The sequence below is a fragment of the Enterobacter sp. BWH64 genome (assembly GCF_001037645.1).
Lineage (GTDB): Bacteria > Pseudomonadota > Gammaproteobacteria > Enterobacterales > Enterobacteriaceae > Enterobacter > Enterobacter hormaechei_C.
Genome location: NZ_KQ089922.1, coordinates 3943606 through 3970347 on the forward strand (window position 1 = coordinate 3943606; position 26742 = coordinate 3970347).

Sequence of the window (26742 nt, forward strand, 5' to 3'; positions counted from 1 at the left end):
AAACTCTTGCCAGTAAGCAGCCTCGTAATCGGTTGCTCACAGTATCATATTCAGGCGAATTTTGCGGTATTACTCTTTAAAATCGTTCGCTTCTAGCTCGTGGCGTGAGAGCAATTTATAAAACTCGGTACGGTTACGCCCGGCCATGCGCGCCGCGTGGGTCACGTTGCCTTTGGTGATTTGCAGCAGCTTACGCAGATAGTTCAGCTCGAACTGGTTTCTCGCTTCCGCAAAGGTCGGCAAGGCCGTGTTTTCCCCCTCCAGCGCCTGCTCCACCAGCGCATCGCTGATCACCGGCGATGACGTCAGCGCCACGCACTGCTCAATCACGTTCACCAGCTGGCGTACGTTGCCCGGCCAGCTTGCGGTCATCAGGCGTTTCATCGCATCGGTGGAGAACGCGCGCACAAACGGTTTGTGGCGGTCAGCGGCCTGGCGCAAAAGGTGATTTGCCAGCAGCGGGATATCTTCCGCACGCTCGGCCAGCGCCGGGATTTTCAGGTTGACGACATTCAGTCGATAGTAAAGATCTTCGCGGAACTCGTTGCGCGCCATCACCTTGGGTAAATCGCGATGGGTAGCGGAAATAATACGCACGTTGATATCGATATCGCGGTTGCTGCCAAGCGGACGCACTTTTCGCTCCTGCAACACGCGCAGCAGTTTGACCTGCAACGGCGCGGGCATATCGCCAATTTCATCAAGAAACAGCGTGCCCCCCTCAGCCGCCTGGAACAGCCCTTCACGGCTGCTCACCGCGCCGGTAAAGGCACCGCGGGCATGGCCGAAGAGCTCAGACTCAAGCAGCTGTTCCGGCAGCGCGCCACAGTTGATGGCAATAAAGGCATTTTTACTGCGCGGGCTGGCGTTGTGGATCGCCTGGGCCAGGATCTCTTTCCCGGTCCCGCTCTGGCCGTTGATCAGCACGCTAACGTCGGATTGCGCCACCATCCGCGCCTGTTCCAGCAGGCGCAGCATCACAGGGCTACGCGTCACGATGGATTCACGCCAGGCGTCGTCGCCGGATGGCGCCGCATGCTCAAGGGCGCTGTCGATTGCTTTATAGAGGGCGTCTTTATCCACTGGTTTGGTGAGGAAGCTGAATACCCCCTGCTGCGTCGCGGCCACCGCATCAGGAATAGATCCGTGAGCGGTGAGGATAATCACCGGCATCCCGGGCTGCTGCTTCTGGATCTCCGTGAACAGTTGCAGGCCATCCATTTCATCCATGCGCAAATCACTGATCACCAGATCGATTTTCTCGCGGCTGAGCACTTTCAGCCCCTCCTGCCCGCTTTCAGCGGTGACCACGCTGTAGCCTTCGCTGACCAGACGCATTCCCAGCAGCTTTAACAGCCCGGGATCGTCATCCACCAGTAACAGATGGGCAGGTTTACGGCTTGTCATGGCTTCACATCCTCTTGTTTCGGCGTCTCACTGTCTGGCGTCGTGGCAGAGTTGCCTTTCGACCCATCGGGCAGATAGCTGCCTGCCGGCTTACGCGTCGAGAGCTGTCTTTCGATATCGGTCAGATTTTCGAGCTTGCGGGTGGTGGTTTCCAGCTGCTCGCGCAGCGACTCCTGCTGCTGGCGAAGCGCATCAAGCTCGCTGTCGCTCGACTGCTGCAATTTACTGTAGCGGAAACGCTCTTCAGACAGCTGTAATTGCAGGGTTTGTCCATCCCGCCAGAGCTGATAGACCGGGCGCACCTGCGGGGGAATATTGATCACGTAAGTATCCAGCCGCGTCACGTTGGCGCGGCGTTCGACAGGCGTGATTCTGGCATCCGCCATCACGATCCCACGTTTAAACGCGTCCTGCCAGGTATCGTCCACCAGCATCGCCGCCTGGGCACGGGCCTCGGCGGGCGCCAGCCGCTGGGCGCAGTCTATTCCGCGCAGCCAGAACAGCGGATTGGATTCAACATCACGCCCCGACAGGTTCCAGATATCATCGCAACGTGTTGAAAGGAAATCGGCCAGCTGTTTTTGCGGCCATTTATCTTCCTGTTTGTGGCTAATTGCACTTTTCGGCGCATGGGTTACACAGCCGGCCAGCAGTAAGCAGGGCAGGCTCAGGCGCACATTTTTGCTGGAAAACACCGCGCGCAGTGCGCGGTAAAAGACGTGTGACATACTCACCAGGTTGTTATTCATTTCATTGATTTTTCCGGCTCAAGAGGCAGTTCGATACGAAAACAGACATCGGCGCGTTCATCACTCACGATGTGAAGCTCACCCTGCATGCGTCGTATGCAGTCGCGGGCAATACTCAGCCCCAGACCACTTCCTTTTACCGCACCTTTTCGCTGATGACTCCCCTGGAAGAAGGGCTCAAAGATCATCGTTTTTTCATCATCCGGAATCGGGCTTCCCGTATTCGCTACGTCAATAAATACCCGCGAACCGTTGTTATTGCTTCTGATATAAATGGTACCGGATTCAGTACCATAGTGCACCGCATTGGAATAAAGATTATCCAGTACGCTCATTAACAACATCGGCTCTGCCAGGCAGGAAGGTGCATTGAGATCCACCTGGGTATGCATCATTTTAGCTCTTGCTGGCAGGCTATGGGCGGAGATCACCATGTCCACCAGCGGTTCAATCTCAACGCTTTCAAGCACCACAGCACCATCCGCCAGCTTGCGGTTATAGTCCAGCAGTTGTTCAATAAGTTTTTGTAAATTGCGGCTACTGGCATCCAGAATCGCCACGATCTCTTTTTGCTCAGGGGTTAACGGCCCCGCTACTTCGTCTGCCAGCAGCTCCGTGCCTTCACGCATACTGGCCAGCGGTGTTTTGAGTTCGTGTGAGATATGGCGCAGGAACTGATGACGCTGCGATTCCAGCCACGCCAGGCGTTCAGAAAGCCAGATGATACGCTGACCGACCGAGCGCAGCTCGCGCGGGCCTTTAAAAACAACCGTATCCCCGAGAGATTTGCCCTCCCCCAGGCGGTTAATCATCCGCTGGATCCCCTTTACGGGGCCGATAATCATGCGGGTAAAGAGCAGTACCAGCCCAAGGCTGACGAGGAACAGCACCAGCGCCTGCCAGCCGAAGAACTGGCCGCGCTCGGCAATCTCCTGCTGGAGTTGCTGCCCACGGGAAAAGATAACCGTACGGGTGGACTGCACCATCTCCGTATTGGCGTTCGCGAAGGCTTCAAGTCGGGCGGCGGCGGCGGCATCAGGACCGCTGTTTTTGCACTGGAGCTGCGCCAGATCGTTCAGATCCTGACGCAGCGCCTGATAGAGTTTGTCATCCGGCAAGACCCCGGCATGGGCATCCAGCATTTCGCTGTAGCGTTTACGCTGGTTCTGATAAACCCTCTCCAGCGTGCGGTCGTCCAGCACGCAATACTGGCGATAGCTACGCTCCATCTCCAGCGCGGCGTTGGTCATTGCCTCGCTACGGCGGGCATCAATAAGCGTGGTGCGGTTAGTCAGGGCCGCCTGGGCACTTAACGCATTCAGGCTTTGCCATGCCTGCCACGCCAGAACCAGTAAAGGTAGCAGGATCAGCAGGAAGGCCATCATAACGAGCTGTCGCAGGGAGCGAGGGAAAGCGGGCCAGCGTTTCAACACATTACTCTCATCATCCGGGTTTGAGGAGAGCGTAACTGAGTCTGCCCTTCAGATACAACAAAGCCGGGTAAAAACCCGGCTTTGTCATGGAATAAGGCGGTGCCTAACTCGACGTTTCGCCCTGGCCTGATAAAGCATTGCAATAATCAGTAGTTGGACGGCAGGCACCTTTTTGTGCGTCATTCGAAGTTTATGTAGCACGTCCCGAAGGGGCTGACATAAGAAGGTGAATGAGCCACTGGTTACTATTATGCAACGTGCGTGCCAGATTGCAAAAATTGATACTATCCTTATGATTAATAATAGTTTTATTATTAAAATGCATTGATTGTCAGGTGAATGATTTCCAGGCTAAGTGTCGCTATTAAGCAACACCTTAACGGGAACCCGTCCTGACATATATAAATCAATAAGTTAAGTGTCTCTTATTGGAGACACTTAACCCAGAGGATTGTCGCGATTTTGCGACAGGTACAAAAAAGCCCGGTGGCGCTCGCGCTTACCGGGCCTACAGTCAGGGCGTTGAAACTTAACCCAGTTGTTTACGCGCGTTGCGGAAAATTCGCATCCACGGGCTGTCCTCGCCCCAGTTTTCCGGGTGCCAGGAGTTGCTCACGGTACGGAAGACACGTTCCGGGTGCGGCATCATGATCGTCACCCGACCGCTTTCGCTGGTGACGGCGGTAATGCCATTTGCCGAACCGTTCGGGTTAGCCGGATAGGTTTCGGTGACCTTGCCGAAGTTATCAACAAAGCGCAGCGCTACAAGTCCTTTGCTTTCAAGCTGAGCCAGGTGCGCCGCATCACGCACTTCAACCTGACCTTCACCGTGCGAAACCGCGATTGGCATCTGTGAACCGACCATTCCCTGCAACAGCAGAGACGGGCTTTGGGTCACTTCTACCAGGCTGAAGCGCGCTTCGAAGCGGTCAGACTGGTTACGCACAAAGCGCGGCCAGGCTTCGCTGCCCGGGATCAGCTCGCGCAGGTTAGACATCATCTGACAGCCGTTACACACGCCCAGCGCCAGCGTCTGCGGACGATGGAAGAAGGTTTCGAACTCGTCACGCACGCGGCTGTTGAACAGGATGGACTTCGCCCAACCTTCGCCCGCGCCCAGGACGTCGCCGTAGGAGAAACCGCCGCAGGCGACCAGCGCCTGGAAATCATCCAGCCCGGTACGCCCGGCCAGCAGGTCGCTCATGTGGACGTCGATGGCGTCAAAGCCCGCCCGGTGGAAGGCCGCCGCCATCTCAACGTGGGAGTTAACGCCCTGCTCGCGCAGCACGGCTACTTTCGGACGCGCACCGGTCGCAATGTACGGCGCGGCAATGTCTTCGTTAATGTCGAAGCTGAGCTTCACGTTCAGGCCAGGATCGTTGTCGTTCGCCTTCGCGTTGTGTTCCTGATCGGCGCATTCCGGATTGTCACGCAGGCGCTGCATCTGCCAGGTGGTTTCCGCCCACCACATACGCAGCGTGGTGCGGCTTTCGCTGAACACCGCGTGGCCGTCGGCTTCAATCACGAAGCGGTCGCCCTGCACCGCTTTACCGAGATAGTGTACGCAGTCTGCCAGACCGTGCTGCGCCAGAATCGCTTCCACCGCGTCGCGATCTGCGGCGCGTACCTGAATGACCGCGCCAAGCTCTTCGTTAAACAGCGCCGCCAGGCGGTCTTCGCCAAGCGTGGCAATGTTTGCTTCAACGCCGCAGTGACCGGTGAAGGCCATCTCTGCCAGCGTCACCAGCAGGCCACCATCGGAACGGTCGTGGTAGGCCAGCAGCTTACGCTGCGCCACCAGCGCCTGAATTGCGTCGTAGAAGCCTTTCAGCTGAGCGACGTCGCGCACGTCGGCTGGCTTATCGCCGAGCTGGCGGTAAACCTGCGCCAGCGCGGTGGCGCCCAGTGCGTTATGGCCTTTGCCGAGGTCAATCAACAGCAGGGCGTTATCTTCAGTGGAAAGCTGCGGCGTAACGGTATGACGCACGTCTTCCACGCGCGCAAACGCGGTGATCACCAGCGACAGCGGAGAGGTCATCTCGCGCTGCTCGTTACCTTCCTGCCAGCGGGTTTTCATCGACATGGAGTCTTTACCCACCGGAATGGTCAGGCCGAGCGCAGGACACAGCTCTTCACCCACCGCTTTCACCGCTTCGTACAGGCCGGCATCTTCGCCCGGGTGACCGGCAGCGGCCATCCAGTTCGCGGAAAGTTTGATGCGTTTGATATCGCCAATCTGCGTCGCGGCGATGTTGGTCAGCGCTTCACCGACCGCCAGACGGGCAGAAGCGGCGAAGTCCAGCAGCGCCACTGGCGTGCGTTCGCCCAGCGCCATCGCTTCGCCGTAGTAGCTGTCGAGGCTCGCGGTGGTCACGGCGCAGTTAGCGACCGGGATCTGCCACGGGCCGACCATCTGATCGCGCGACACCATACCGGTCACGGTACGGTCGCCGATGGTGACCAGGAAGGTTTTCTCTGCCACGGCAGGCAGGTGCAGCACGCGGTTAACCGCTTCTGCCACGGTGATGCCCTGGCGATCCAGCGCTTTGCCCGCCGCTTTGCGAGTCTGCACGTCGCGGGTCATCTTCGGCGTTTTGCCGAGCAGCACGTCCAGCGGCAGATCGATCGGCTGGTTGTCAAAGTGGGTGTCGCTTAAGGAAAGGTGCTGCTCTTCGGTCGCTTCACCGATGACCGCATACGGCGCGCGCTCGCGGCGGCACAGCTCGTCAAACAGCGGCAGCTGATCGGCGGCAACCGCCAGCACGTAGCGCTCCTGGGATTCGTTACACCAGATTTCCAGCGGGCTCATGCCCGGCTCATCGCTCAGGATATCGCGCAGGTTGAAGCGTCCGCCGCGACCGCCGTCGCTCACCAGCTCAGGCATAGCGTTGGACAGGCCGCCCGCGCCCACGTCGTGGATGAACAGAATCGGGTTGGCGTCGCCGAGCTGCCAGCAGCGGTCGATCACTTCCTGACAACGGCGCTCCATTTCCGGGTTGTCGCGCTGCACGGACGCGAAGTCGAGATCCGCATCAGACTGGCCGGAAGCCATAGACGAGGCTGCCCCGCCGCCCAGACCGATGTTCATTGCCGGGCCGCCGAGCACGATCAGCTTCGCGCCGACGACGATCTCGCCTTTCTGCACGTGATCGGCGCGAATGTTGCCAATCCCGCCCGCCAGCATGATCGGTTTGTGGTAGCCGCGCAGCTCTTCGCCGTTGTGGCTGTCCACTTTCTCTTCGTAGGTACGGAAGTAACCGTTCAGCGCCGGACGACCAAATTCGTTGTTGAACGCCGCGCCGCCCAGCGGGCCTTCGGTCATGATATCCAGCGCGGTGACAATGCGCTCTGGCTTGCCGAAGTCTTCTTCCCACGGCTGCTCAAAGCCCGGAATACGCAGGTTGGAAACGGAGAAACCGACCAGACCCGCTTTTGGTTTCGCGCCGCGACCGGTCGCACCTTCGTCACGGATTTCACCGCCGGAGCCGGTCGCCGCCCCCGGCCACGGAGAAATGGCCGTCGGGTGGTTGTGGGTTTCCACTTTCATCAGGATATGCGCAGGCTCCTGGTGGAAGTCATAGCGCCCTGCTTCACGGTCGGCGAAGAAGCGGCCCACCTCGGAACCTTCCATCACCGCGGCGTTGTCTTTATAAGCAGACAGCACATGATCAGGGGTTTGCTCCATGGTGTTTTTGATCATTTTGAACAGCGACTTCGGCTGCTGTTCGCCGTCGATAATCCAGTCGGCGTTGAAAATCTTGTGGCGGCAGTGCTCGGAGTTGGCCTGCGCGAACATATACAGTTCGATGTCGTTCGGGTTGCGATTCAGCTTAACGAATGCATCCTGAAGGTAGTCGATTTCATCTTCTGCGAGCGCCAGACCAAGACGCAGGTTTGCGTCGATCAGCGCCTGACGCCCCTGCCCCAGCAGATCCACGCTCTGTACCGGCGCAGGCTGATGGTGGGAGAACAGTTTCTGCGCATCATCCAGAGAATCAAACACGCTCTCCATCATGCGGTCGTGCAGCTCTGCGGCAACCACCTGCCACTGCGCGTCGCTCAGGGTTGACGCTTCCACATAGTACGCCACACCGCGCTCCAGACGGTTAATCTGGCTCAGGCCGCAGTTGTGAGCGATGTCGGTGGCTTTGGAAGACCAGGGGGAGATGGTGCCAGGGCGTGGCGTGGCGAGGATTAATTTGCCGGTCGGCGTATGGCTGCTCAGGCTTGGGCCATATTTAAGCAGGCGTTCCAGCTGTACGCGCTCCTCTGCATTCAGGGGGGCGTTCAGGTCAGCAAAATGGACATACTCAGCGTAAATATTGCTTACCGGAAGGTCGGCCGCCTGAAAACGTGCCAGCAGTTTGTTAATACGGAAGGCAGACAGTGCAGGCGAACCACGCAGAATTTCCATCATAAGTCTCTCGTCTTCGAAGCGCCGGGGCGCTTACAGTGTGCGCAAGGGGGGAAAACGGGCGTCATTATAGAGAATCCTGAGCGCCGACGAAACCGTTTGCGTCGAAATAAAATCATCCTTTATGTTTAACAATAGATGTGACCTGTCTCTCTAATTGGTTGCCAACTGGCGCTACTTTGCGCAAAATGCCGCTCAATCAATGGCAAACTCTATTCTTAACATGACTACAGCACACTGAGGCAACCGGCGTCGCAGAGAATTAACTAATTGAAAAAATTAAAGATTAATTATCTGCTCATCGGCATTGTTACGTTGCTGCTGGCAGTGGCCCTCTGGCCGTCTATCCCCTGGTTCGGCAAGGCCGAAAACCGTATCGCCGCCATTCAGGAGCGGGGGGAGTTGCGCGTCAGTACCCTCTCCTCCCCGCTTATTTACGACGATATCAACGGTAAAACTATCGGTCTTGATTACGAACTGGCACAGCTGTTTGCGGACTATCTGGGCGTGAAGCTGAAAGTTACCGTGCGGCAGAACATCAACCAGCTGTTTGATGATTTGGACCATGACCGTGCCGATATTCTCGCCGCAGGTCTGGTGTACAACAGCGAACGCAGCAAAAACTATCAGCCGGGCCCGACCTATTACTCCGTGTCGCAGCAGGTGGTTTATCGTGTGGGTAGCCTGCGCCCGCGCTCACTGGCCGACATCACCGACCAGCAATTGACCATTGCGCCAGGCCATGTGGTGATTGACGATCTGCGGGCGTTGAAAGAGAAAAAATACCCGAACCTCAGCTGGACGGTCGATCCTAAACTCGGCACGACCGAATTACTGGAGCAGGTAAAAGATAAAAAGCTGGCCTATACCATTGCTGATTCGGTGGCGATCAGCCTTTTCCAGCGCGTTCATCCTGAAATCGCCGTGGCGCTGGATGTGACCGACGAACAGCCGGTGACCTGGTTTACCCAGCTGGATGACGATCAAACCGTCTCTGCGGCTATGCTCGATTTCTTTAATTCCATCAATGAAGACGGCACCCTGGCGCGCCTGGAAGAGAAATATCTCGGTCACGGGGACGATTTTGATTACGTTGACACCCGCACTTTCCTGCGCGCGGTGGACAGTGTGCTGCCGGACCTGCAACCGCTGTTTGAGAAGTACGCCGAGGAGATTGACTGGAAGCTGCTGGCGGCAATTTCCTACCAGGAATCGCACTGGGATGCTCAGGCCACCTCACCCACGGGCGTGCGCGGGTTGATGATGCTGACCAAAAATACCGCCCAGAGCCTCGGCATCAGCGACCGGACCGATGCGGAACAGAGCATCAGCGGCGGCGCGCAGTATTTACAGGATATGATGGCGAAAGTGCCGGAGACGGTCCCGGAAGGGGAGCGTATCTGGTTTGCGCTGGCCGCCTATAACATGGGTTATGCGCACATGCTCGACGCGCGGGCGCTGACGGCGAAAACTAAAGGTAATCCGGACAGCTGGTCAGATGTAAAACAGCGCCTGCCGCTGCTTAGCCAGAAACAGTGGTACCAGAAGCTGACGTACGGCTATGCGCGCGGGCATGAAGCTTATGCCTACGTGGAAAATATTCGTAAGTACCAGATAAGCCTGGTGGGATATCTGCTGGAGAAAGAAAAAGAGGCGGCCGAGGCGCAACAGCTGGCTGAAAGCTATCCGGTGGTCGCACCGGACGAGCTTAATCATCCTGCGGTTTCAATTCTGCCTTTTGTTGCTTTTTCTGCTGCCGACGCATTCGAAAAAAGTCACTTAACAGACCCGAACATTCTGGTGCAAGTACCCCGCCGATAGTTTTCACCTGGTGGTTCATCCCCGGATGCCCAAGTACGTCCATCAGTGAACCAGCAGCGCCCGTCTTTTCATCCCGCGCGCCAAACACCAGCGTACCGATTCGGCTGTGCACCATCGCCCCGGAGCACATTACGCACGGCTCAAGGGTGACATACAGGGTGGTATCAAGCAGACGATAGTTTTGCAGCACCAGTCCGCCCTGACGCAGCGCCATAATTTCAGCATGCGCGGTAGGATCGTGACGGCCAATCGGACGGTTCCACCCTTCCCCAATCACCTGATTGTTATGGACCAGTACCGCGCCCACGGGCACTTCGCCCTCGTCCCAGGCGCGCTGAGCCAGCGCCAGCGCATGGCGCATCCAGTATTCATGATTGTGTTCAGGGTTGGACAAGGGCTGATACTCCAGTCGAAAAGCGGGCGGCATTATACACAGCCGGTACAGATAAGACTATTCGAGTTGCTGAAGTTCGCCCAGAGGCGTGACGCGCCAGCGGTGCTGGCAAAAATAGAGCAGCGGGTTGTCCTGCTTGCTGTCGCTGTAGCCGCTGTACAGACGCAGCGGCGTACCGATGCGTTTCTCCAGCTGCACCACTTTTTCATGTCCGAGGCAGCGCATAGTCAGCACCCAGCCGCCGTAGCCGCGCGCGATTTGTGTCGCGATAAGATTCACGCGCGGCAGCCAGGGCGTATCAAAATAGACATGCTCCACCAGCGTCTGCGGGGAGCCGGTAATCAGCCAGATATCGGCATCGTTGGTGTCGAGATAGCTGGTCAGGCGCGCCTGTACCACGGGAAACGCGGCGACGTGCCCGCGAAACCAGTGCGCAAAATCCTGTTCGAGCTGCTTAAGGCGCGCTTCGCTATGACCAAACGTGCATCCCCAGAGCAGCAGGCTCATCGGCCAGCGCGCTGCACGGCCTTTCACCAGCAGCGCGATACCAATAACGGGTAACAGGGGTAATACCAGCAACGCGTTAAGGGGCTGGCGCCGCAGCAGGTAGCGCATAAAGGTGCCGAACATATCCTGCTGATGCAGCGTTCCATCCAGATCAAAAAAGACAACGCGACGCTCGTGACTGGCCAAACCTTACTCCTCTGGGTCGTTGAATCCTAACAGCCAGGTAAACAGGAACCCGGCGATCACCGCTACCAGATAGCCTAACAGATAGAGCATCACTTTTCCGGTCACGATGGTTAATGCCAGCGGTAAACCGGAGATCCCGAAGGTAATGACGGTCGCCACTTTCCAGTAGCTGATTAACGCCCCGCCCACCGCGCCACCGAGGCAGGCGGCCAGGAACGGCTTACCCAGCGGCAAGGTCACGCCGAAAATCAACGGTTCGCCGATACCGAGTAACCCGACCGGCAGCGCCCCTTTAATGACCTTTTTCAGACGCGCGTTGCGGGTTTTCATCAGCACCGCGATGGCCGCGCCGACCTGCCCAACGCCCGCCATCGACAGGATCGGCAGCAGTGCGTTATAGCCGTGCGCCTGTACCAGTTCGACATGGATCGGCACCAGCCCCTGATGCAGACCGGTCAGCACTAACGGCAGGAAGGTCCCGGACAGCACGGCCCCCACCAGCAGCCCGCCGCGATCGATCGCCAGAGACGCGCCGTGAGCGATGGCTTCAGAGATCACGCCGCCTAACGGTTGCAGCGCCACAATCGCCACGCTCCCGGTAATCAATGTGGTCAGCAGCGGGTTGAGGATCAGCTCAATCGAGCCGGGCAGCACCGCGCGCAGCTTTTTCTCGATCCAGCACATCAGAATGACCACCAGCAGCACGGCAATCACCCCACCGCGGCCAGGCTGAAGCGCCTCGCCAAACAGCGTAATCTGCGCCAGCTGCGGGCTGGAGAGGATCCCCGCCATTACGCCGCCCATCGCCAGCGAGCCGCCGAACACTTTGGCCGTGTTCACCCCCACCAGAATGTTCATGATGGCAAACACCGCGCTGCCGAAAATCGCCAGAATACCCAGCAGGTTCGGATACTGGGTAGCGAAATTCCCGACAATATCCGGACGCTTGAGGATATTGATAATCCCGGTGATCAGCCCCGACGCGATAAACGCCGGGATCAGCGGAATAAAGACGTTTGCCAGCTGGCGCAGCGCATCGCTCATGGGTGCTTTGTATTTGGCTTTCGCCTGCGCTTTGGTGCGTTCCGCGTCGTCAAAGGTGGGAGCCGTTTCACCGCCCGTCATCAGGGCGCGCATGGCATCAACCACCTGCGCCGCTTTGCCCGGACCGACAATCAGCTGGTGCTGTTGCCCCTGTTTAACGTACCCGCTCACGCCGGGAAGCTGCTTCAGGCGCGTTAAATCAAGCTTTTCGTCGTTGTGCACCTCGACGCGTACACGCGTCATGCAGTTTTCCAGACGCTGAATATTTTTTTCCCCACCGATCCCAAGCAGGATGTCGCTGGCGAGCGCTGCTGTTTTGTCCATACACGCCTCTTATTGGTGTTCTAATGCCGCCCGTAAAAACCCTTGATGGGCTTCGAGCCTGGCTCTGGCCGCGGCTGCATCCAGCCCGGTTAATATCATCAGAATGGCGGGTTTGACGTCGTAATCGGTCTGTTTGAGTACCGCTTCCGCCTCTTCCCGACCTGCCCCTGTCGCCTCTATCACCATGCGGCAGGCTCTGTCCACCAGCTTGACGTTGGTGGCCTGCATATCCACCATCAGGTTTTGGTAGACCTTGCCGAATTTCACCATCGCGCCGGTGGAGATCATATTGAGCACCAGCTTCTGCGCGGTTCCCGATTTCAGGCGCGTGGAGCCGGTGAGCGCTTCCGGCCCGACGACCGGAGAGATGGCAATGGCAGCCACCTGCGCAATCGGCGAACCCGGGTTACAGGAGATGGCCACCGTGGTACATCCCGTCTGTCTGGCGTATTCCAGCCCACCAATGACGTACGGCGTACGACCAGAAGCCGCCAGCCCGACGACCAGATCCTGCGCGGTCAGGTTCAGCGCCCTGAGATCGTCTTCCCCAAGCTGTTTATTGTCTTCTGCCCCTTCCACCGCTTTCAGCAGCGCGCCGGGGCCACCGGCAATCAGGCCAACGACCAGACCATGCGGAACGCCAAAGGTCGGGGGACACTCTGAGGCATCCAGCACACCGAGGCGCCCACTGGTACCCGCCCCCATGTAAATAATGCGTCCTCCTGTTTTCAGAGCGTCGGCAGCGGCGTCTACGGCTTTCGCCACCTCGGGCAATGTCTCTTTGACTGCCAGCGCGACGAGGGTATCCTGTTGATTAAAGCGGTTTACCAGCTCCAGCGTGGACAGTGCATCAAGATCCATGGTTTGCGGGTTACGCGTTTCAGAAACAAGAGAGCCTAGATTCATGTTATTTACCTCTGGAATTTTTAATTCATAATAAACGCACTATAATGGAATATAAAATTCATTCAGGCGAGCAAAATTCGTATTTGCGCGGGTAATCACATTTTCGCCAGGAGACCGTATGAACTGTTTAATTCGTATTCGCCAGCGCTACGCAGGGTTTGCCCAGAGTGACAAAAAGCTGGCGGATTATTTACTTTCCCAGCCCGATCGCGCGCGACACCTCAGCTCCCAGCAGCTGGCAGGCGAAGCCGGGGTGAGCCAGTCGAGCGTGGTGAAATTTGCCCAGAAGATAGGCTATAAAGGCTTTCCGGCGCTAAAACTGGCGATCAGTGAAGCACTGGTAAGCAACCCTAATCCGCAGTCAATGCCGGTGCATAACCAGATCCGCGGCGACGATCCGATGCGTCTGGTCGGCGAAAAGCTCATCAAAGAGAACGTGGCGGCAATGCATGCCACGCTGGATGTGAACACGGAAGAGAAGCTGCTGGAAAGTGTAGCCATGCTTCGCGACGCGCGGCGTATTGTATTGACCGGGATCGGCGCCTCCGGACTGGTTGCGCGTAACTTTGGCTGGAAGCTGACAAAAATCGGCTATAACGCCATCGTTGAACAGGATATGCACGCGCTGCTGGCGACCGTGCAGGCCATGGATCCTGACGATTTACTGCTGGCCATCTCCTATTCCGGCGAGCGTCGTGAAATTAATATGGCTACCGACGAAGCCCTGCGCGTAGGAGGAAAAATTCTGGCGATTACTGGCTTCAGCCCGAATGCGCTCCAGCAGCGGGCCACCCGCTGTCTGTATACCATTGCCGAGGAACAGGCCACTCGCAGTGCGGCGATTTCGTCGACGAGTGCGCAGATGATGCTGACGGACCTGCTGTTTATGGCGCTGGTTCAGCAGGATCTGGAGCGTGCGCCAGAGCGTATTCGTCACAGCGAAGAGCTGGTAAAAAAACTGGTCTGAACAACGAATGAGCGTATAATGCCCGCCCTGTTTGTGATGTTTCTGAGAATTTCCTGATGGCGCTGTTAATCACCAAAAAATGCATCAACTGCGATATGTGCGAACCCGAATGCCCGAACGAGGCGATTTCGATGGGCGACAGCATTTATGAGATTAACAGCGACCGCTGCACCGAATGCATCGGCCACTATGAGACGCCGACCTGCCAGAAGGTGTGCCCCATTCCCAATACGATCTTAAAAGATCCGGCACACGTCGAGAACGAAGAACAGCTGTGGGATAAGTTTGTCCTGATGCACCATGCGGACAAAATTTAACTCTCGATGATCACCGTCGCACAGGCGTAGTGGCGTTCATCTGCAAGCGTTACGTGCATGTGCGCCACGCCCAGCTTTTCCGCCAGCTTAAGCGCCTCGCCCCATAAACGCAGACGTGGCTTACCCAGATCATCGTTAAACACTTCAAACTGGTTAAACGCCAGGCCGTTACGAATGCCCGTGCCGAACGCTTTCGCCGCCGCCTCTTTTACCGCGAAACGCTTTGCCAGAAAGCGCACCGGCTGTTGATGCGCCTCCCAGATAGCCCATTCGTTATCGCTCAGCACGCGTCTTGCGAGGCGATCGCCGCTCCGGGCGATCACCGCTTCAATGCGGGCTATTTCAACGATGTCGGTGCCTAAGCCCAGAATAGCCATTACTGACGCGCTTCCAGCATCAGGCGCTTCATCTCGGAAACCGCTTCTTTAAGACCGCTCATCACCGCGCGGCCAATGATGGCGTGGCCGATGTTCAGCTCGTGCATTTCCGGCAGGGCAGCGATGGCTTTTACGTTGTGATAGGTCAGGCCGTGACCGGCGTTAACCTTCAGTCCCAGGCTCGCGGCGTAGGTTGCCGCTTTGGCGATTCGCTCCAGCTCTTTCGCCTGCGCTGCATCGTTTTCGGCATCGGCATAGCAGCCGGTGTGAATTTCAATATACGGCGCACCCACGTCGGCAGCGGCTTTAATCTGGGTGAAATCGGCGTCGATAAACAGAGAAACCAGGATACCGGCATCCGCCAGGCGTTTGCAGGCATCGCGCATTTTGTCGAGCTGCCCGGCCACATCCAGACCGCCTTCGGTGGTCACTTCCTGACGCTTTTCCGGCACCAAGCAGCAGAAATGCGGTTTGGTCTCGCAGGCAATCGCCAGCATCTCTTCGGTGACCGCCATCTCCAGATTCATGCGGGTGTCCAGCGTCTGACGCAGGATGCGCACGTCCCGGTCGGTGATGTGGCGACGATCTTCACGCAGGTGAACGGTAATGCCGTCGGCGCCAGCCTGCTCAGCGATAAACGCCGCCTGAACCGGATCGGGATACGCGGTACCGCGTGCATTACGTAACGTGGCGATGTGATCGATGTTGACGCCTAACAGTAATTCAGCCATGACAATCCTCGGTATTTTTGTTCATTTACCTTCTCCCTCCCCCTCCGGGAGAGGGCTGGGGTGAGGGGTAAAACATTAGCGTTTCGGCATAAACTGCCTGAATAATTCGCGGCTCTTTAAAGGTTTGCCCCCAAGATACGGCTTGAGCGCAATTCGGGTAAAGCGTTTTGCCGCACGCAGGGTGTCGGCGTCCGGGAACTCGCGTTCATACAGTGCTCTGAGCTGGCGCCCGGTAAAGGTGCTGTTATCGACGACGACACTGGCAATAAAGCCCTTTTCCTCACGATAGCGATAGGTCATGGTGTCTTCTACCTCGTCTCCGCTTCCCGCACAGTGCAGAAAATCAACGCCGTAACCAAGGTGCCCGAGCAGCGCCAGTTCGAAACGACGCAGCACAGGCTCAGGGGTGCCGGTTGCGCCAGCAAGTGCCTGAATACAGTGCAGGTAATCAAAGAAAAGTTCAGAGAAGCGGGTCTCATGTTCAAGAACCCGTGAGATGAGTTCGTTAACATACAAACCGCTGTAGAGCGTGATACCAGAAAGAGGAAGCGCCAGGGAGACGGCTTCAGCACTGCGCAGGGTTTTGACTTCTCCTCGCCCGCCAAAGCGGACCAGCAGCGGGGTGAAAGGCTGCAAGGCACCTTTCAGATTAGAACGTCTGGAACGTGCGCCTTTGGCAACAAGGCGCACGCGACCGGACTCTTCCGTGAAGACGTCCAGCATCAGGCTGGTTTCGCTCCAGGGACGACTATGCAGGACAAAGGCGCGCTGCCATCCATCCATATGCTCGTCGTCTTAGGTTACTGATCTTCGCCGTAACCGAGGCTGCGCAGCGCACGCTCATCATCGGCCCAGCCAGATTTCACTTTCACCCACAGTTCCAGGTGAACCGGTGCTTCAAACATGTCCTGCATGTCTTTACGGGCTTCGATTCCGATAGTTTTGATCTTGGCGCCTTTATTGCCGATCACCATCTTCTTCTGCCCTTCACGCTCAACGAGGATCAGACCGTTAATATCGTAGCCGCCACGCTCGTTGCTCTGGAAACGCTCGATCTCCACCGTCACAGAGTACGGCAGTTCAGCGCCCAGGAAACGCATCAGCTTCTCACGGATGATTTCAGACGCCATAAAACGCTGAGAGCGATCGGTGATGTAGTCTTCCGGGAAGTGATGAGTCGCTTCCGGCAGATGCTTGCGCACGATACCCGTGATGGTATCAACGTTCAGACCCGTTTCCGCAGACAGCGGGACGATGTCCAGGAAGTTCATCTGACTGCCCAGCCATTGCAGGTGCGGCAGCAGATCGGCTTTTTCCTGCACGTTGTCCACTTTATTGACTGCGAGGATCACCGGCGTTTTGCCGTCGCGCAGCTTGTTCAGGACCATTTCGTCGTCCGGCGTCCAGCGGGTGCCTTCCACAACGAAAATCACCAGCTCTACGTCGCCAATGGAGCTGCTCGCGGCCTTGTTCATCAGACGGTTGATGGCGCGCTTCTCTTCCATGTGCAGGCCCGGTGTATCGACGTAGATCGCCTGATACGCGCCTTCAGTATGGATACCGACGATGCGGTGACGCGTGGTCTGCGCCTTACGCGAGGTGATAGAAATCTTCTGCCCAAGCAGATTATTCAGCAGGGTGGATTTGCCAACGTTCGGACGTCCGACGATGGCAATAAATCCGCAATAGGTTTTGTCGATGCTCATTCCAGCTCCAGCATTTTTAACGCCTGTTCGGCGGCAGCCTGTTCAGCCTTACGACGGCTTGAACCCGTGCCGACCACCGGTTCACTCAGGCCACTGACCTGGCAATGGATGGTAAATTCCTGATCGTGGGCTTCGCCACGCACCTGCACCACCAGATAGGATGGCAGCGGCAGATGACGACCCTGCAAATATTCTTGCAGACGCGTTTTAGGATCTTTTTGTTTATCGCCCGGGCTGATTTCGTCCAGGCGGGTCTGATACCAGTTAAGGATCAGCTTTTCTACGGTCTGGATATCGCTGTCCAGGAACACGCCACCGATCAATGCCTCGACCGTATCGGCAAGGATGGATTCACGACGGAAACCACCACTTTTCAGCTCACCTGGCCCCAGACGCAGGCATTCACCCAGCTCAAATTCGCGTGCGATTTCAGCGAGGGTATTGCCGCGCACCAGCGTGGCGCGCATGCGGCTCATATCACCTTCGTCCACACGCGGAAAACGATGATAAAGCGCATTTGCAATCACGAAACTTAAAATAGAGTCGCCTAAAAACTCGAGACGCTCATTATGTTTGCTGCTGGCACTGCGATGGGTTAATGCCTGTTGCAACAACTCCTGATGATGAAAAGTGTAGCCCAGCTTCCGTTGAAGCCGATTAATTACGATGGGGTTCATGCGATACCAATAAATGAATGCGTCAAAAATGCAGCACACGAAACCGACCTGAGAAAACCAACGCGGTTTCGTGTGCCGTGGCACCCTTGCAGGGCCAACCTTAAACTTCGGGGGAATATTCTATACACAACGACAGGGGATGTCGTTAGTTCAAAGAGATTTATCGCTGAAATAATTCACGTAGCGGCGAATAAAAGCCGCTACGTGTTATTTTTGACGAAAATTAATGAATTCCGCCAATACGATTCAGGCGAACGCCGGTCGGCCACTCGCCTTCCTGCTTCTCAAAACTCATCCAGATAGCGGTTGCTTTACCGACCAGATTCGCTTCCGGCACAAAGCCCCAGTAACGGCTGTCCGCAGAGTTATCGCGGTTGTCACCCATCATGAAGTAGTGTCCCGGCGGCACAATCCAGGTCGCCAGCTGTTGGCCTGGCTGCTGGTAGTACATTGCCAGCTGATCCTGTGCGATGGGCACGGTCAGAATGCGGTGAGTAACATCGCCCAGCGTCTCTTTGCGTTCAACCAGACGAATGCCATTCTCTTTGGTTTCACCTTTTGGCACCTGGAAGAATCCGCTGGTCGCTTCACCGCCGTTACGGCGGGCGAAGGTCTGCACAAAATCAGCTGGCTCAACGTTGGAGTAAGTGACTGGCAGCGCATTTTCACATGCGGTGCCAGAGCTACAGCCTGGCTGAATGGTCACCTCTTTCGCCACCGGATCGTAGGTCACTTTATCGCCCGGCAGACCTACCGCGCGTTTAATATAATCCAGCCGCGGATCTTCCGGATATTTAAACACCACGATGTCGCCACGTTTCGGATGACCCGTTTCGATCAGCGTTTTCTGATAGATCGGATCTTTGATGCCATAGGCAAACTTCTCAACCAGAATGAAATCACCGATCAGCAGCGTTGGCATCATCGATCCTGACGGGATCTGGAACGGTTCATAGATAAATGAACGCACCACCAGCACAATCGCCAGCACCGGGAATACCGATGCCCCTGTTTCCAGCCAGCCCGGTTTTGGGCCGACTTTTTTCAGGGTTTTCGCGTCCAGCGCATCGCCCGTGGCTGCCTGCGCGGCAGCCTGACGTTCACGGCGTTTTGGGGCGAAGATAAACTTATCGAGGCACCACAACAGACCTGTCACCAGGGTAGCGATGACCAGGATCAGGGCAAACATGTTCGCCATGCCAACTCCTTAAGGTTATTTACCGTTACCGTCTTTACCAACATGAAGGATGGCAAGGAATGCTTCCTGCGGCAGCTCAACGTTACCGACCTGCTTCATACGCTTCTTACCTTCTTTCTGCTTCTGCAACAGCTTTTTCTTACGGCTGACGTCGCCGCCGTAGCACTTAGCCAGAACGTTTTTACGCAGCTGCTTCACGGTTGAACGGGCAATGATGTGGTTACCAATGGCCGCCTGAATCGCAATGTCAAACTGCTGACGCGGGATCAGATCTTTCATCTTCTCAACCAGCTCACGACCACGGTACGGTGCGTTATCGTTGTGGGTGATCAGCGCCAGCGCATCCACACGCTCGCCGTTGATCAGCACGTCCACACGAACCATGTTCGAGGCCTGGAAGCGTTTGAAGTTGTAGTCCAGCGACGCATAGCCACGGGAGGTAGACTTCAGACGGTCGAAGAAGTCGAGCACCACTTCTGCCATCGGAATTTCATAGGTCAGCGCCACCTGGTTACCGTGGTAAACCATGTTGGTCTGCACGCCACGCTTCTCAATACACAGGGTGATCACGTTACCGAGGAACTCCTGCGGCAGCAGCATGTGACACTCTGCGATAGGCTCGCGCAGTTCCTGAATATTATTCAGCGGTGGGAGCTTGGACGGGCTGTCGACGTAGATCACCTCTTTCGAGGTGGTTTCTACTTCGTAGACAACCGTCGGGGCGGTGGTGATCAGATCCAGATCGTATTCACGCTCCAGACGTTCCTGAATGATCTCCATGTGCAGCAGACCGAGGAAGCCACAGCGGAAGCCAAAGCCCAGCGCCGTTGAGCTTTCTGGCTCGTAGAACAGGGAGGCATCGTTGAGGCTCAGCTTTCCGAGCGCATCGCGGAAGTTTTCGTAATCGTCAGAGCTGACCGGGAACAGACCCGCATAAACCTGCGGTTTCACCTTTTTGAAGCCTGGCAGCGCTTTATCTGCCGGGTTACGTGCACCGGTCAGGGTATCGCCCACCGGCGCGCCGAGGATGTCTTTAATTGCACAGACCAGCCAGCCCACTTCGCCGCATTTCAGTTCGGTACGGTCAACCTGTTTTGGCGTGAAGATGCCCAGACGGTCAGCGTTGTAGACCTGGCCGGTGCTCATGACCTTGATTTTGTCGCCTTTACGCATGGTGCCGTTTTTAATACGCACCAGCGAGACAACGCCGAGGTAGTTATCAAACCAGGAGTCGATGATCAGCGCCTGTAGCGGCGCATCCGGGTCGCCTTCCGGCGGCGGAATATCACGCACCAGACGTTCCAGTACGTCCGGAACACCGACACCGGTTTTCGCCGAGCAGCGCACTGCCTCGGTCGCATCAATACCGACGATGTCTTCAATCTCTTCCGCTACGCGCTCAGGATCGGCGGCTGGCAGGTCGATTTTATTCAGAACCGGCACCACTTCAAGATCCATTTCCATGGCGGTGTAGCAGTTTGCCAGCGTCTGGGCCTCTACGCCCTGCCCGGCATCCACCACCAGCAGCGCGCCTTCGCAGGCCGCCAGCGAGCGTGACACTTCATAAGAGAAGTCAACGTGCCCTGGGGTGTCGATAAAGTTCAGCTGATAGGTTTCACCATCGGAAGCTTTATAGTCGAGCGTCACGCTCTGCGCTTTGATGGTAATACCGCGTTCGCGTTCCAGGTCCATGGAGTCCAGAACCTGGGCTGCCATTTCACGATCAGACAGGCCACCGCAAATCTGGATAATACGGTCAGACAGCGTCGACTTACCGTGGTCAATGTGAGCAATGATCGAAAAGTTACGTATGTTCTTCATATAGTTAAATAATTATGCCTTACGAATTCCTGGAGGCCGCTGTTCTTAGCCTGACGTTTTTCAGTGCGAAAACGCAGCATTCTACACTACATCCTCGTCAGCTGGAAATGCACTTAGAGCCAGGTATAGCGCGAAGAGACGGCGTTTTCTTTATTGCGATGTAAATAATAATAAAGCCCGGCAGATTACCGGGCCTCAGAAGAGAGCGTCTCAACACGAAGTTGGTCGGGTGCCAGTGCAACGCTGAGGATAACGGGCTGCCACGCTTCCCGGGCGGTAAGCCTTGGGGAAACGCCTTTAGCAAGCCAGAACCCGCCCACGCCGCCCAAAGCGGCCCCGCACATGGCGGCCAAATCTGTGCCGAACAGCATCTGGAAAACCCCGCCCATCACGAACAGACCTGCCAGCGGAGAAAGGTAAACCAGCATGGCGGAAGTGAGCAGGCTACCTTCAGCGATGCCCAGCTCCACTTTTTGCCCTGCCACCAGCGGCTGATCGCTCGGCACAGCAATAGTGTGCGACGTTTGCGGCCCCAGCTTATTCAACACGCGGCTGCCGCAACCGGCTCGCGAAGCGCAGCTGCTGCATGATGCTTTAACGTCACAGCTGACAAGCGCTACGCCATCCTGCCAGGATACGACCGTGGCCCACTCTTTAATCATTGCGCAGCCCTGAATTTAATGCTGTCTGAAATACGTTTTGCCGTTGGCGGCGGTAATTCACCGACAATGGTAATTTCCGCATTATCGCGCACCGTCGTGCTGACCGTCCGGCGACCGGTACGGAGCATCTGTTCGGAACTGTTCGCCGTAGCGCGATTGATATTCACCGAGAAGCTAAACAGCCCATCGGAATAGAGTCGCGACTCAACCGGTGTTTCGATGGTCGGAAGCTGGCGACGGCTGCTGGAAACTTCGCTGAACCCTTGCGGTATCCAGGATGGTACCCAGTTAAAATTGACAGAGTCGCCGGCAGGCACGGAAAGCAAAGGAGGCAGGCTGGCTTTGGCCAGATTCTGCATGCTGTTGCCAACCTGACTGTTCACATCGAAGGAGATCACGCGGAACTGCTCCAGCGTCTCACCGTCGCGATCGAGCAGATCAACGCGCATCGGAAGCTTCGTCTCTGCGTCAATCCAGACGATATAGCTGTAACGTGTCCCATCCCGCGCGACAACGCGGATCACTTCGCACAGCCTGTCGGCAATACGCGTTCGCCCCACCGAGATAAAATCATAGTAGGGGGCGAGACGTTTAAAATCGGTGTAAATGAGCGACGGCAGGGAGTCAACGATGTAGTCACCATTGAGCGTAAACGGCTCAAGGCCAGGCTCGAAATAGCTGATTTCGTTCCCACGCTGGACCACTTCCCGACGCGGGCCATCCATCTGTAAAAGCTGGGCGAGCGGCTGGTTATCAAGGCGGGCGTGGCGATAGCGTAACGATTCGACACCCTGCTTATTGATGCTGATAAATGCCAACTCGTAATTGAGTGACTGGCTGGCCAGGTTCATTTGCTGCAACAACGCCCCGGATGAAACATCAGCCGAGGCGTTAGCAGAGAAGAACAGGCTACCCGCCATCAAAGACATGGCGAACCAAAGTTGCTTCATTACTGCGATTGCGTTCCTAAAGTTTGGTTTCCTGGCACCTGCACAGCAGCCTGCTGGGTTTGGGCCTGCTCAAACTGAAGCTGCTCGGAGTGCAGACGGCGCTGCAACTCGTAATCCTGCAACATCGCATTAATGCGACGGCGCTGCTCCTGTACCTGCTGTTGCTGTCCGCCGCTTGCGGAGGCATCTGCCGGTACGCCCAGGCTAACCGGGCTGGCTTTACCCATCATCGGCAGCGTATTGAACACTGGCGCTTCAGGCTGCTGATTGGCTTCAGACTGAGTATTATAGTGCTGGACCCCAACGATAACTGCAAGCGATACGCACGCAGCGACCCCCATTTGGGTGAGCTGGCTGGCCCATGGACGCACCTTGTGCCAGAACGGCATTTTCTGCCATTGGTGAGGTGCAGGCTGCGCTTCAGGAATCAGCGGCGTGGTCTGATGAACAGGTTCGTTCTCAATGGCCGCCATAACGCGTGCTGAGATATCGAAATGGAGAACCTCGCTGGTATCACCGCGCAGAGAGTCGCGGATAAGATGATAGCTCTCCCAGGTCTGTTGCATTTCGGGAGAATGAGACAACTCATCGAGCAGCTCATTATCCAGCGTTTCACCATCCATTAAAGCGGAAAGTTTTTCTTTCTGCATGCCTAATACCTTTTCCAGTATCCCGCTATCGTCAACGCCTGATAAGCGGTTGAACTTTATTATCAATGGCTTCTCGCGCACGGAAAATTCGTGAACGAACCGTGCCGACCGGACAATCCATGATGGCGGCTATCTCTTCATAGCTTAGGCCATCCAGCTCCCGTAACGTAATTGCCATGCGTAAATCTTCCGGGAGCGACTCGATCGTGCGAAAAACGATTTGTCTCAGTTCTTCTGACAACATTAAGTTCTCAGGGTTCGAAATTTCTTTCAGCGCGCCGCCACTTTCGAAGTTTTCTGCGTCGATAGCGTCAACGTCACTTGAAGGCGGACGACGGCCCTGAGCAACCAAATAATTCTTAGCCGTATTGACTGCAATACGATACAGCCAGGTATAAAAAGCACTATCCCCCCGGAATGAATCCAGCGCGCGATAGGCCTTAATAAAAGACTCTTGCACCACATCAGGAACATCGCCTGACGGTACATAGCGGGAAACCAGACTCGCTACCTTATGCTGGTAGCGCACCACCAGTAGGTTAAAAGCTTTCTGATCTCCCTTCTGGACCCGTTCAACCAGGACCTGGTCCGTTAACTGCTCGCTCATCCGAGGTAATGTCTCCCCAAACCAAATTCCACGCGTTATCGAAACGCCACTCTAACAACATTGCACTTTGAGCAAGCACCGAATTAGAGTGTCTGTTCTTCAATAAGTTCCGTAACGCCTTTGTTTTTGTTCATCGCGCCGCAGACTGTTCATTTTCTCTCATTATAAGTCTGTTCACGATACGCACCCGCTTTCTGACAAGAATCATCAACTTTATCGTCAGAAGAGTAACGCAACACAGGCTTTATTTCACCACAAAATCTGAAGCTAACGATCTGCTTCGCAAAATATTTCCGGCCATTTAGCGCAGATTTAACTTCTGGCCTTCCGTTTAGTCATTGCAACACACAACAAAAAAAACGTGCGATATCTCGCATCACAATGCTATTCTCCCCACACCATGTTTAGTAAATTAAACAAACATCATGAACACGACGCCTGAACTTCATTGTGATGTACTGATCATCGGCAGCGGTGCTGCCGGCCTCTCCCTCGCACTGCGCCTGGCGGAACATCAGAACGTAATCGTGCTGAGTAAAGGGCCGATGAGCGAAGGTTCCACCTTCTATGCACAAGGCGGTATTGCCGCCGTGTTTGATGAAACGGATAGTATAGCCTCGCACGTAGAAGACACCCTGATTGCCGGCGCCGGGATCGTGGATGAGCATGCGGCAGAGTTTGTCGCCAGCAATGCCCGCCACTGCGTGCAATGGCTTATCGATCAGGGCGTGCTGTTTGATACGCATGTTCAGCCTAATGGTGAAGAGAGCTATCACCTGACCCGTGAAGGCGGGCACAGCCACCGCCGTATTCTGCACGCTGCTGATGCAACCGGAAAAGCGGTTGAAACCACGCTGGTCAGCAAAGCCCTCAGACATCCTAATATTCGGGTGCTGGAGCGCAGCAACGCCGTCGACCTGATTATTTCCGATAAGATTGGCCTGCCCGGCACGCGCCGTGTTGTCGGCGCATGGGTGTGGAATCGGAATAAAGAGAAGGTGGAAACCTGCCAGGCAAAAGCCGTTGTGCTGGCGACTGGCGGCGCCTCCAAGGTTTACCAGTACACGACTAACCCGGATATCGCCTCCGGAGACGGTATCGCCATGGCCTGGCGCGCAGGCTGCCGCGTGGCGAATATGGAGTTTAATCAGTTCCATCCTACCGCCCTTTTCCACCCGCAGGCACGTAACTTCCTGTTAACTGAAGCGTTGCGCGGCGAAGGCGCGTATCTGAAGCGTCCGGACGGTTCCCGGTTTATGCCGGACTTCGACCCCCGAGGTGAACTTGCCCCGCGGGATATCGTGGCCCGCGCCATTGACCACGAGATGAAGCGGCTTGGCGTCGACTGTATGTATCTGGACATTAGCCATAAACCGGAAGACTTTATTCGCCAGCACTTCCCGATGATTTATGAAAAGCTGCTGAGTCTGGGTATTGATTTAACCCGCGATCCGGTGCCGATTGTACCTGCCGCACACTATACCTGTGGCGGGGTGATGGTTGACGATCATGGTCGTACCGACGTGGATAGTTTGTATGCGATCGGCGAGGTCAGCTACACCGGCCTGCATGGTGCGAATCGCATGGCCTCAAACTCGCTGCTGGAGTGTCTGGTGTATGGGTGGTCGGCTGCGGAAGATATTACCAAACGCATGCCCTATGCACGTCCGACAACACACTTGCCGGCATGGGATGAAAGTCGGGTAGAAAACCCGGACGAACTGGTGGTTATCCAGCATAACTGGCACGAGCTGCGGCTTTTCATGTGGGATTATGTCGGGATTGTACGCACAACGAAGCGTCTGGAACGCGCGTTACGCCGCATCATGATGTTGCAGCAGGAAATTGATGAATATTACGCCAACTTCCGCGTTTCTAATAATCTGCTGGAGCTGCGCAACCTTGTGCAGGTTGCCGAGCTGATTGTGCGCTGTGCGATGATGCGCAAAGAGAGCCGTGGCCTGCATTATACGCTGGACTATCCCGAACCGCTTGAAATGTCCGGCCCGTCGGTGTTGACGCCGCAGGTTCACATAAACAGATAAAAGGCCTGGGTCAGGGCAGTGTAATCTTCGGAATAACGCTGGTCTGGCCCACGAATGACCATCCTGTCGATAAAGCATTCCCCCTCTTTCGGCGAGAGCGCCAGCAACACGCGGTGCGGTAAGCGTCCTTCCGTATCCGAAATATCGGTACGAAGACGCAGATTCCAGCCGATCCCCCGTGCGATCTCAATGAAGGTATTACCCGTGCTTTCAGGCAAGACCACGCAGAAAAATCCCTCTTCCGAGATAAGCTCCGCCGCACTGGTCAGTAGCGCCTTGTGATCGAGCGAGCCGGTGTAACGTGCCTGCTCGCGTTCTGGCGTTCCACATTCCACGCCTGGCGTGAAATACGGCGGATTGCTGACAATCAAATCGTAACGCGCGGTTTGCTCCGACGCCCAGGTCAGGACATCGGCGCATTCTACCCTGATGCGATCTGCCCACGGAGAGTCGGCAGCGTTTTCACTTGCCTGCCGGGACGCCTGAGGATCAAGTTCAACGGCGTCGATCGTGACGTGTTCTTCCGTTCGCTGCGCCAGCATCAGCGCCTGAAGTCCGCTGCCCGTACCAATATCCAGAATGCGTTTTACACCTGCGACAGGCGCCCATGCACCCAGTAAAATACCGTCTGTGCCGACTTTCATCGCACAACGATCGTGCGCCACAAAAAACTGTTTAAACGTAAAACCATCGCGGCGCAACTGCGCTTTGAGTTGAGACATGTCAGGACAACCTTCTGAGTGAAACTGGAGTAGCATAGGGGAAAGCGAAGTGGTCGAAAAGCGATATCCATACAAACAGATGAAGATTACAGCCGTAACGTCTATAATCAGCGCCCCACACAGAGGT

The 26742-nt window shown here is 56.1% G+C and carries 24 protein-coding genes; 4 read left to right on the forward strand and 20 right to left on the reverse strand.

Going from position 1 to position 26742, the window contains the following annotated elements; all coding sequences use genetic code 11:
• Positions 1-69: 69 nt before the first annotated feature.
• The 4 genes from glrR to purL form a co-directional block, all read right to left on the reverse strand.
• A complete protein-coding gene (glrR, locus tag SK50_RS18725) occupies positions 70-1407 on the reverse strand; it encodes a two-component system response regulator GlrR (protein WP_015572150.1) in 1338 nt (445 codons plus the stop codon).
• Complete coding sequence (gene qseG, locus SK50_RS18730) at positions 1404-2156, reverse strand: two-component system QseEF-associated lipoprotein QseG (protein ID WP_015572149.1); 753 nt, start codon at positions 2154-2156, stop codon at positions 1404-1406. The genes glrR and qseG overlap by 4 nt, the downstream gene beginning before the upstream one ends.
• A complete protein-coding gene (qseE, locus tag SK50_RS18735; protein WP_181010116.1) occupies positions 2153-3586 on the reverse strand; it encodes a two component system sensor histidine kinase QseE/GlrK in 1434 nt (477 codons plus the stop codon). The genes qseG and qseE overlap by 4 nt, the downstream gene beginning before the upstream one ends.
• 532 nt (positions 3587-4118) lie before the next feature.
• A complete protein-coding gene (purL, locus tag SK50_RS18740) occupies positions 4119-8006 on the reverse strand; it encodes a phosphoribosylformylglycinamidine synthase (RefSeq protein WP_023295163.1) in 3888 nt (1295 codons plus the stop codon).
• Between the two features lie 267 nt (positions 8007-8273).
• On the opposite strand from purL, the gene mltF reads away from it, so the two are divergent.
• Entirely contained in the window at positions 8274-9824 is a 1551-nt protein-coding gene (gene mltF / locus SK50_RS18745) for a membrane-bound lytic murein transglycosylase MltF (RefSeq protein ID WP_017383549.1), read from the forward strand.
• Here the strand turns inward: mltF and tadA are convergent.
• The 4 genes from tadA to murQ are packed head-to-tail and all read right to left on the reverse strand — an operon-like array spanning position 9712 to position 13185.
• On the reverse strand, positions 9712-10251 hold the full coding sequence (tadA, locus tag SK50_RS18750) for a tRNA adenosine(34) deaminase TadA (RefSeq protein ID WP_023295164.1): 540 nt from the start codon (positions 10249-10251) through the stop codon (positions 9712-9714). The two genes, mltF and tadA, sit on opposite strands and share 113 nt — an antisense overlap.
• Positions 10252-10275: 24 nt before the next feature.
• Positions 10276-10911, reverse strand: a complete 636-nt coding sequence (gene yfhb / locus SK50_RS18755; RefSeq protein ID WP_045344295.1) for a phosphatidylglycerophosphatase C — start codon at positions 10909-10911, stop codon at positions 10276-10278.
• Positions 10912-10914: 3 nt separating this feature from the next.
• Positions 10915-12279: a PTS transporter subunit EIIC gene (locus SK50_RS18760; RefSeq protein WP_023295166.1), complete on the reverse strand. Its 1365-nt coding sequence runs from the start codon at positions 12277-12279 to the stop codon at positions 10915-10917.
• A gap of 9 nt (positions 12280-12288) precedes the next feature.
• Positions 12289-13185, reverse strand: a complete 897-nt coding sequence (murQ, locus tag SK50_RS18765) for an N-acetylmuramic acid 6-phosphate etherase (RefSeq protein WP_045344293.1) — start codon at positions 13183-13185, stop codon at positions 12289-12291.
• A gap of 118 nt (positions 13186-13303) precedes the next feature.
• On the opposite strand from murQ, the gene SK50_RS18770 reads away from it, so the two are divergent.
• Positions 13304-14152, forward strand: coding sequence for a MurR/RpiR family transcriptional regulator (locus SK50_RS18770; RefSeq protein WP_003860702.1), 849 nt, complete (start codon positions 13304-13306; stop codon positions 14150-14152).
• Between the two features lie 56 nt (positions 14153-14208).
• On the forward strand, positions 14209-14469 hold the full coding sequence (locus SK50_RS18775; protein WP_003860704.1) for a YfhL family 4Fe-4S dicluster ferredoxin: 261 nt from the start codon (positions 14209-14211) through the stop codon (positions 14467-14469).
• On the opposite strand, the gene acpS is transcribed toward SK50_RS18775, so the two are convergent.
• The 11 genes from acpS to rpoE form a co-directional block, all read right to left on the reverse strand.
• Positions 14466-14846, reverse strand: coding sequence for a holo-ACP synthase (gene acpS / locus SK50_RS18780; protein WP_023304228.1), 381 nt, complete (start codon positions 14844-14846; stop codon positions 14466-14468). The two genes, SK50_RS18775 and acpS, sit on opposite strands and share 4 nt — an antisense overlap.
• Positions 14846-15577 carry a pyridoxine 5'-phosphate synthase gene (pdxJ, locus tag SK50_RS18785; protein WP_015572143.1) on the reverse strand — a complete coding sequence of 244 codons (732 nt, stop codon included), beginning with the start codon at positions 15575-15577 and terminating at the stop codon, positions 14846-14848. The genes acpS and pdxJ overlap by 1 nt, the downstream gene beginning before the upstream one ends.
• 75 nt (positions 15578-15652) lie before the next feature.
• Positions 15653-16360 (reverse strand): DNA repair protein RecO, encoded by a 708-nt coding sequence (recO, locus tag SK50_RS18790; RefSeq protein ID WP_015572142.1) that lies wholly within the window; start codon positions 16358-16360, stop codon positions 15653-15655.
• Between the two features lie 17 nt (positions 16361-16377).
• A complete protein-coding gene (era, locus tag SK50_RS18795) occupies positions 16378-17283 on the reverse strand; it encodes a GTPase Era (RefSeq protein WP_045344292.1) in 906 nt (301 codons plus the stop codon).
• Complete coding sequence (gene rnc / locus SK50_RS18800) at positions 17280-17960, reverse strand: ribonuclease III (protein ID WP_003860711.1); 681 nt, start codon at positions 17958-17960, stop codon at positions 17280-17282. Before rnc ends, era begins: the two co-directional genes overlap by 4 nt.
• A 223-nt stretch (positions 17961-18183) precedes the next feature.
• Positions 18184-19158 (reverse strand): signal peptidase I, encoded by a 975-nt coding sequence (lepB, locus tag SK50_RS18805; protein ID WP_006811565.1) that lies wholly within the window; start codon positions 19156-19158, stop codon positions 18184-18186.
• Between the two features lie 15 nt (positions 19159-19173).
• Positions 19174-20979: a translation elongation factor 4 gene (gene lepA / locus SK50_RS18810; RefSeq protein ID WP_048229814.1), complete on the reverse strand. Its 1806-nt coding sequence runs from the start codon at positions 20977-20979 to the stop codon at positions 19174-19176.
• Between the two features lie 185 nt (positions 20980-21164).
• Positions 21165-21641, reverse strand: a complete 477-nt coding sequence (rseC, locus tag SK50_RS18815) for a SoxR-reducing system protein RseC (protein WP_048229816.1) — start codon at positions 21639-21641, stop codon at positions 21165-21167.
• On the reverse strand, positions 21638-22591 hold the full coding sequence (gene rseB / locus SK50_RS18820) for a sigma-E factor regulatory protein RseB (protein WP_003860717.1): 954 nt from the start codon (positions 22589-22591) through the stop codon (positions 21638-21640). The genes rseC and rseB overlap by 4 nt, the downstream gene beginning before the upstream one ends.
• Positions 22591-23241: an anti-sigma-E factor RseA gene (rseA, locus tag SK50_RS18825; protein ID WP_015572138.1), complete on the reverse strand. Its 651-nt coding sequence runs from the start codon at positions 23239-23241 to the stop codon at positions 22591-22593. Before rseA ends, rseB begins: the two co-directional genes overlap by 1 nt.
• A 31-nt stretch (positions 23242-23272) precedes the next feature.
• Positions 23273-23848 (reverse strand): RNA polymerase sigma factor RpoE, encoded by a 576-nt coding sequence (rpoE, locus tag SK50_RS18830; RefSeq protein ID WP_006176728.1) that lies wholly within the window; start codon positions 23846-23848, stop codon positions 23273-23275.
• 425 nt (positions 23849-24273) lie between these two features.
• Here rpoE and nadB point away from each other — a divergent pair, with 425 nt between their 5' ends.
• On the forward strand, positions 24274-25893 hold the full coding sequence (nadB, locus tag SK50_RS18835; protein WP_045344819.1) for an L-aspartate oxidase: 1620 nt from the start codon (positions 24274-24276) through the stop codon (positions 25891-25893).
• On the opposite strand, the gene SK50_RS18840 is transcribed toward nadB, so the two are convergent.
• Positions 25878-26615: a tRNA(1)(Val) (adenine(37)-N(6))-methyltransferase TrmN gene (locus SK50_RS18840; protein ID WP_032654617.1), complete on the reverse strand. Its 738-nt coding sequence runs from the start codon at positions 26613-26615 to the stop codon at positions 25878-25880. The genes nadB and SK50_RS18840 overlap by 16 nt on opposite strands.
• Positions 26616-26742: the final 127 nt, after the last annotated feature.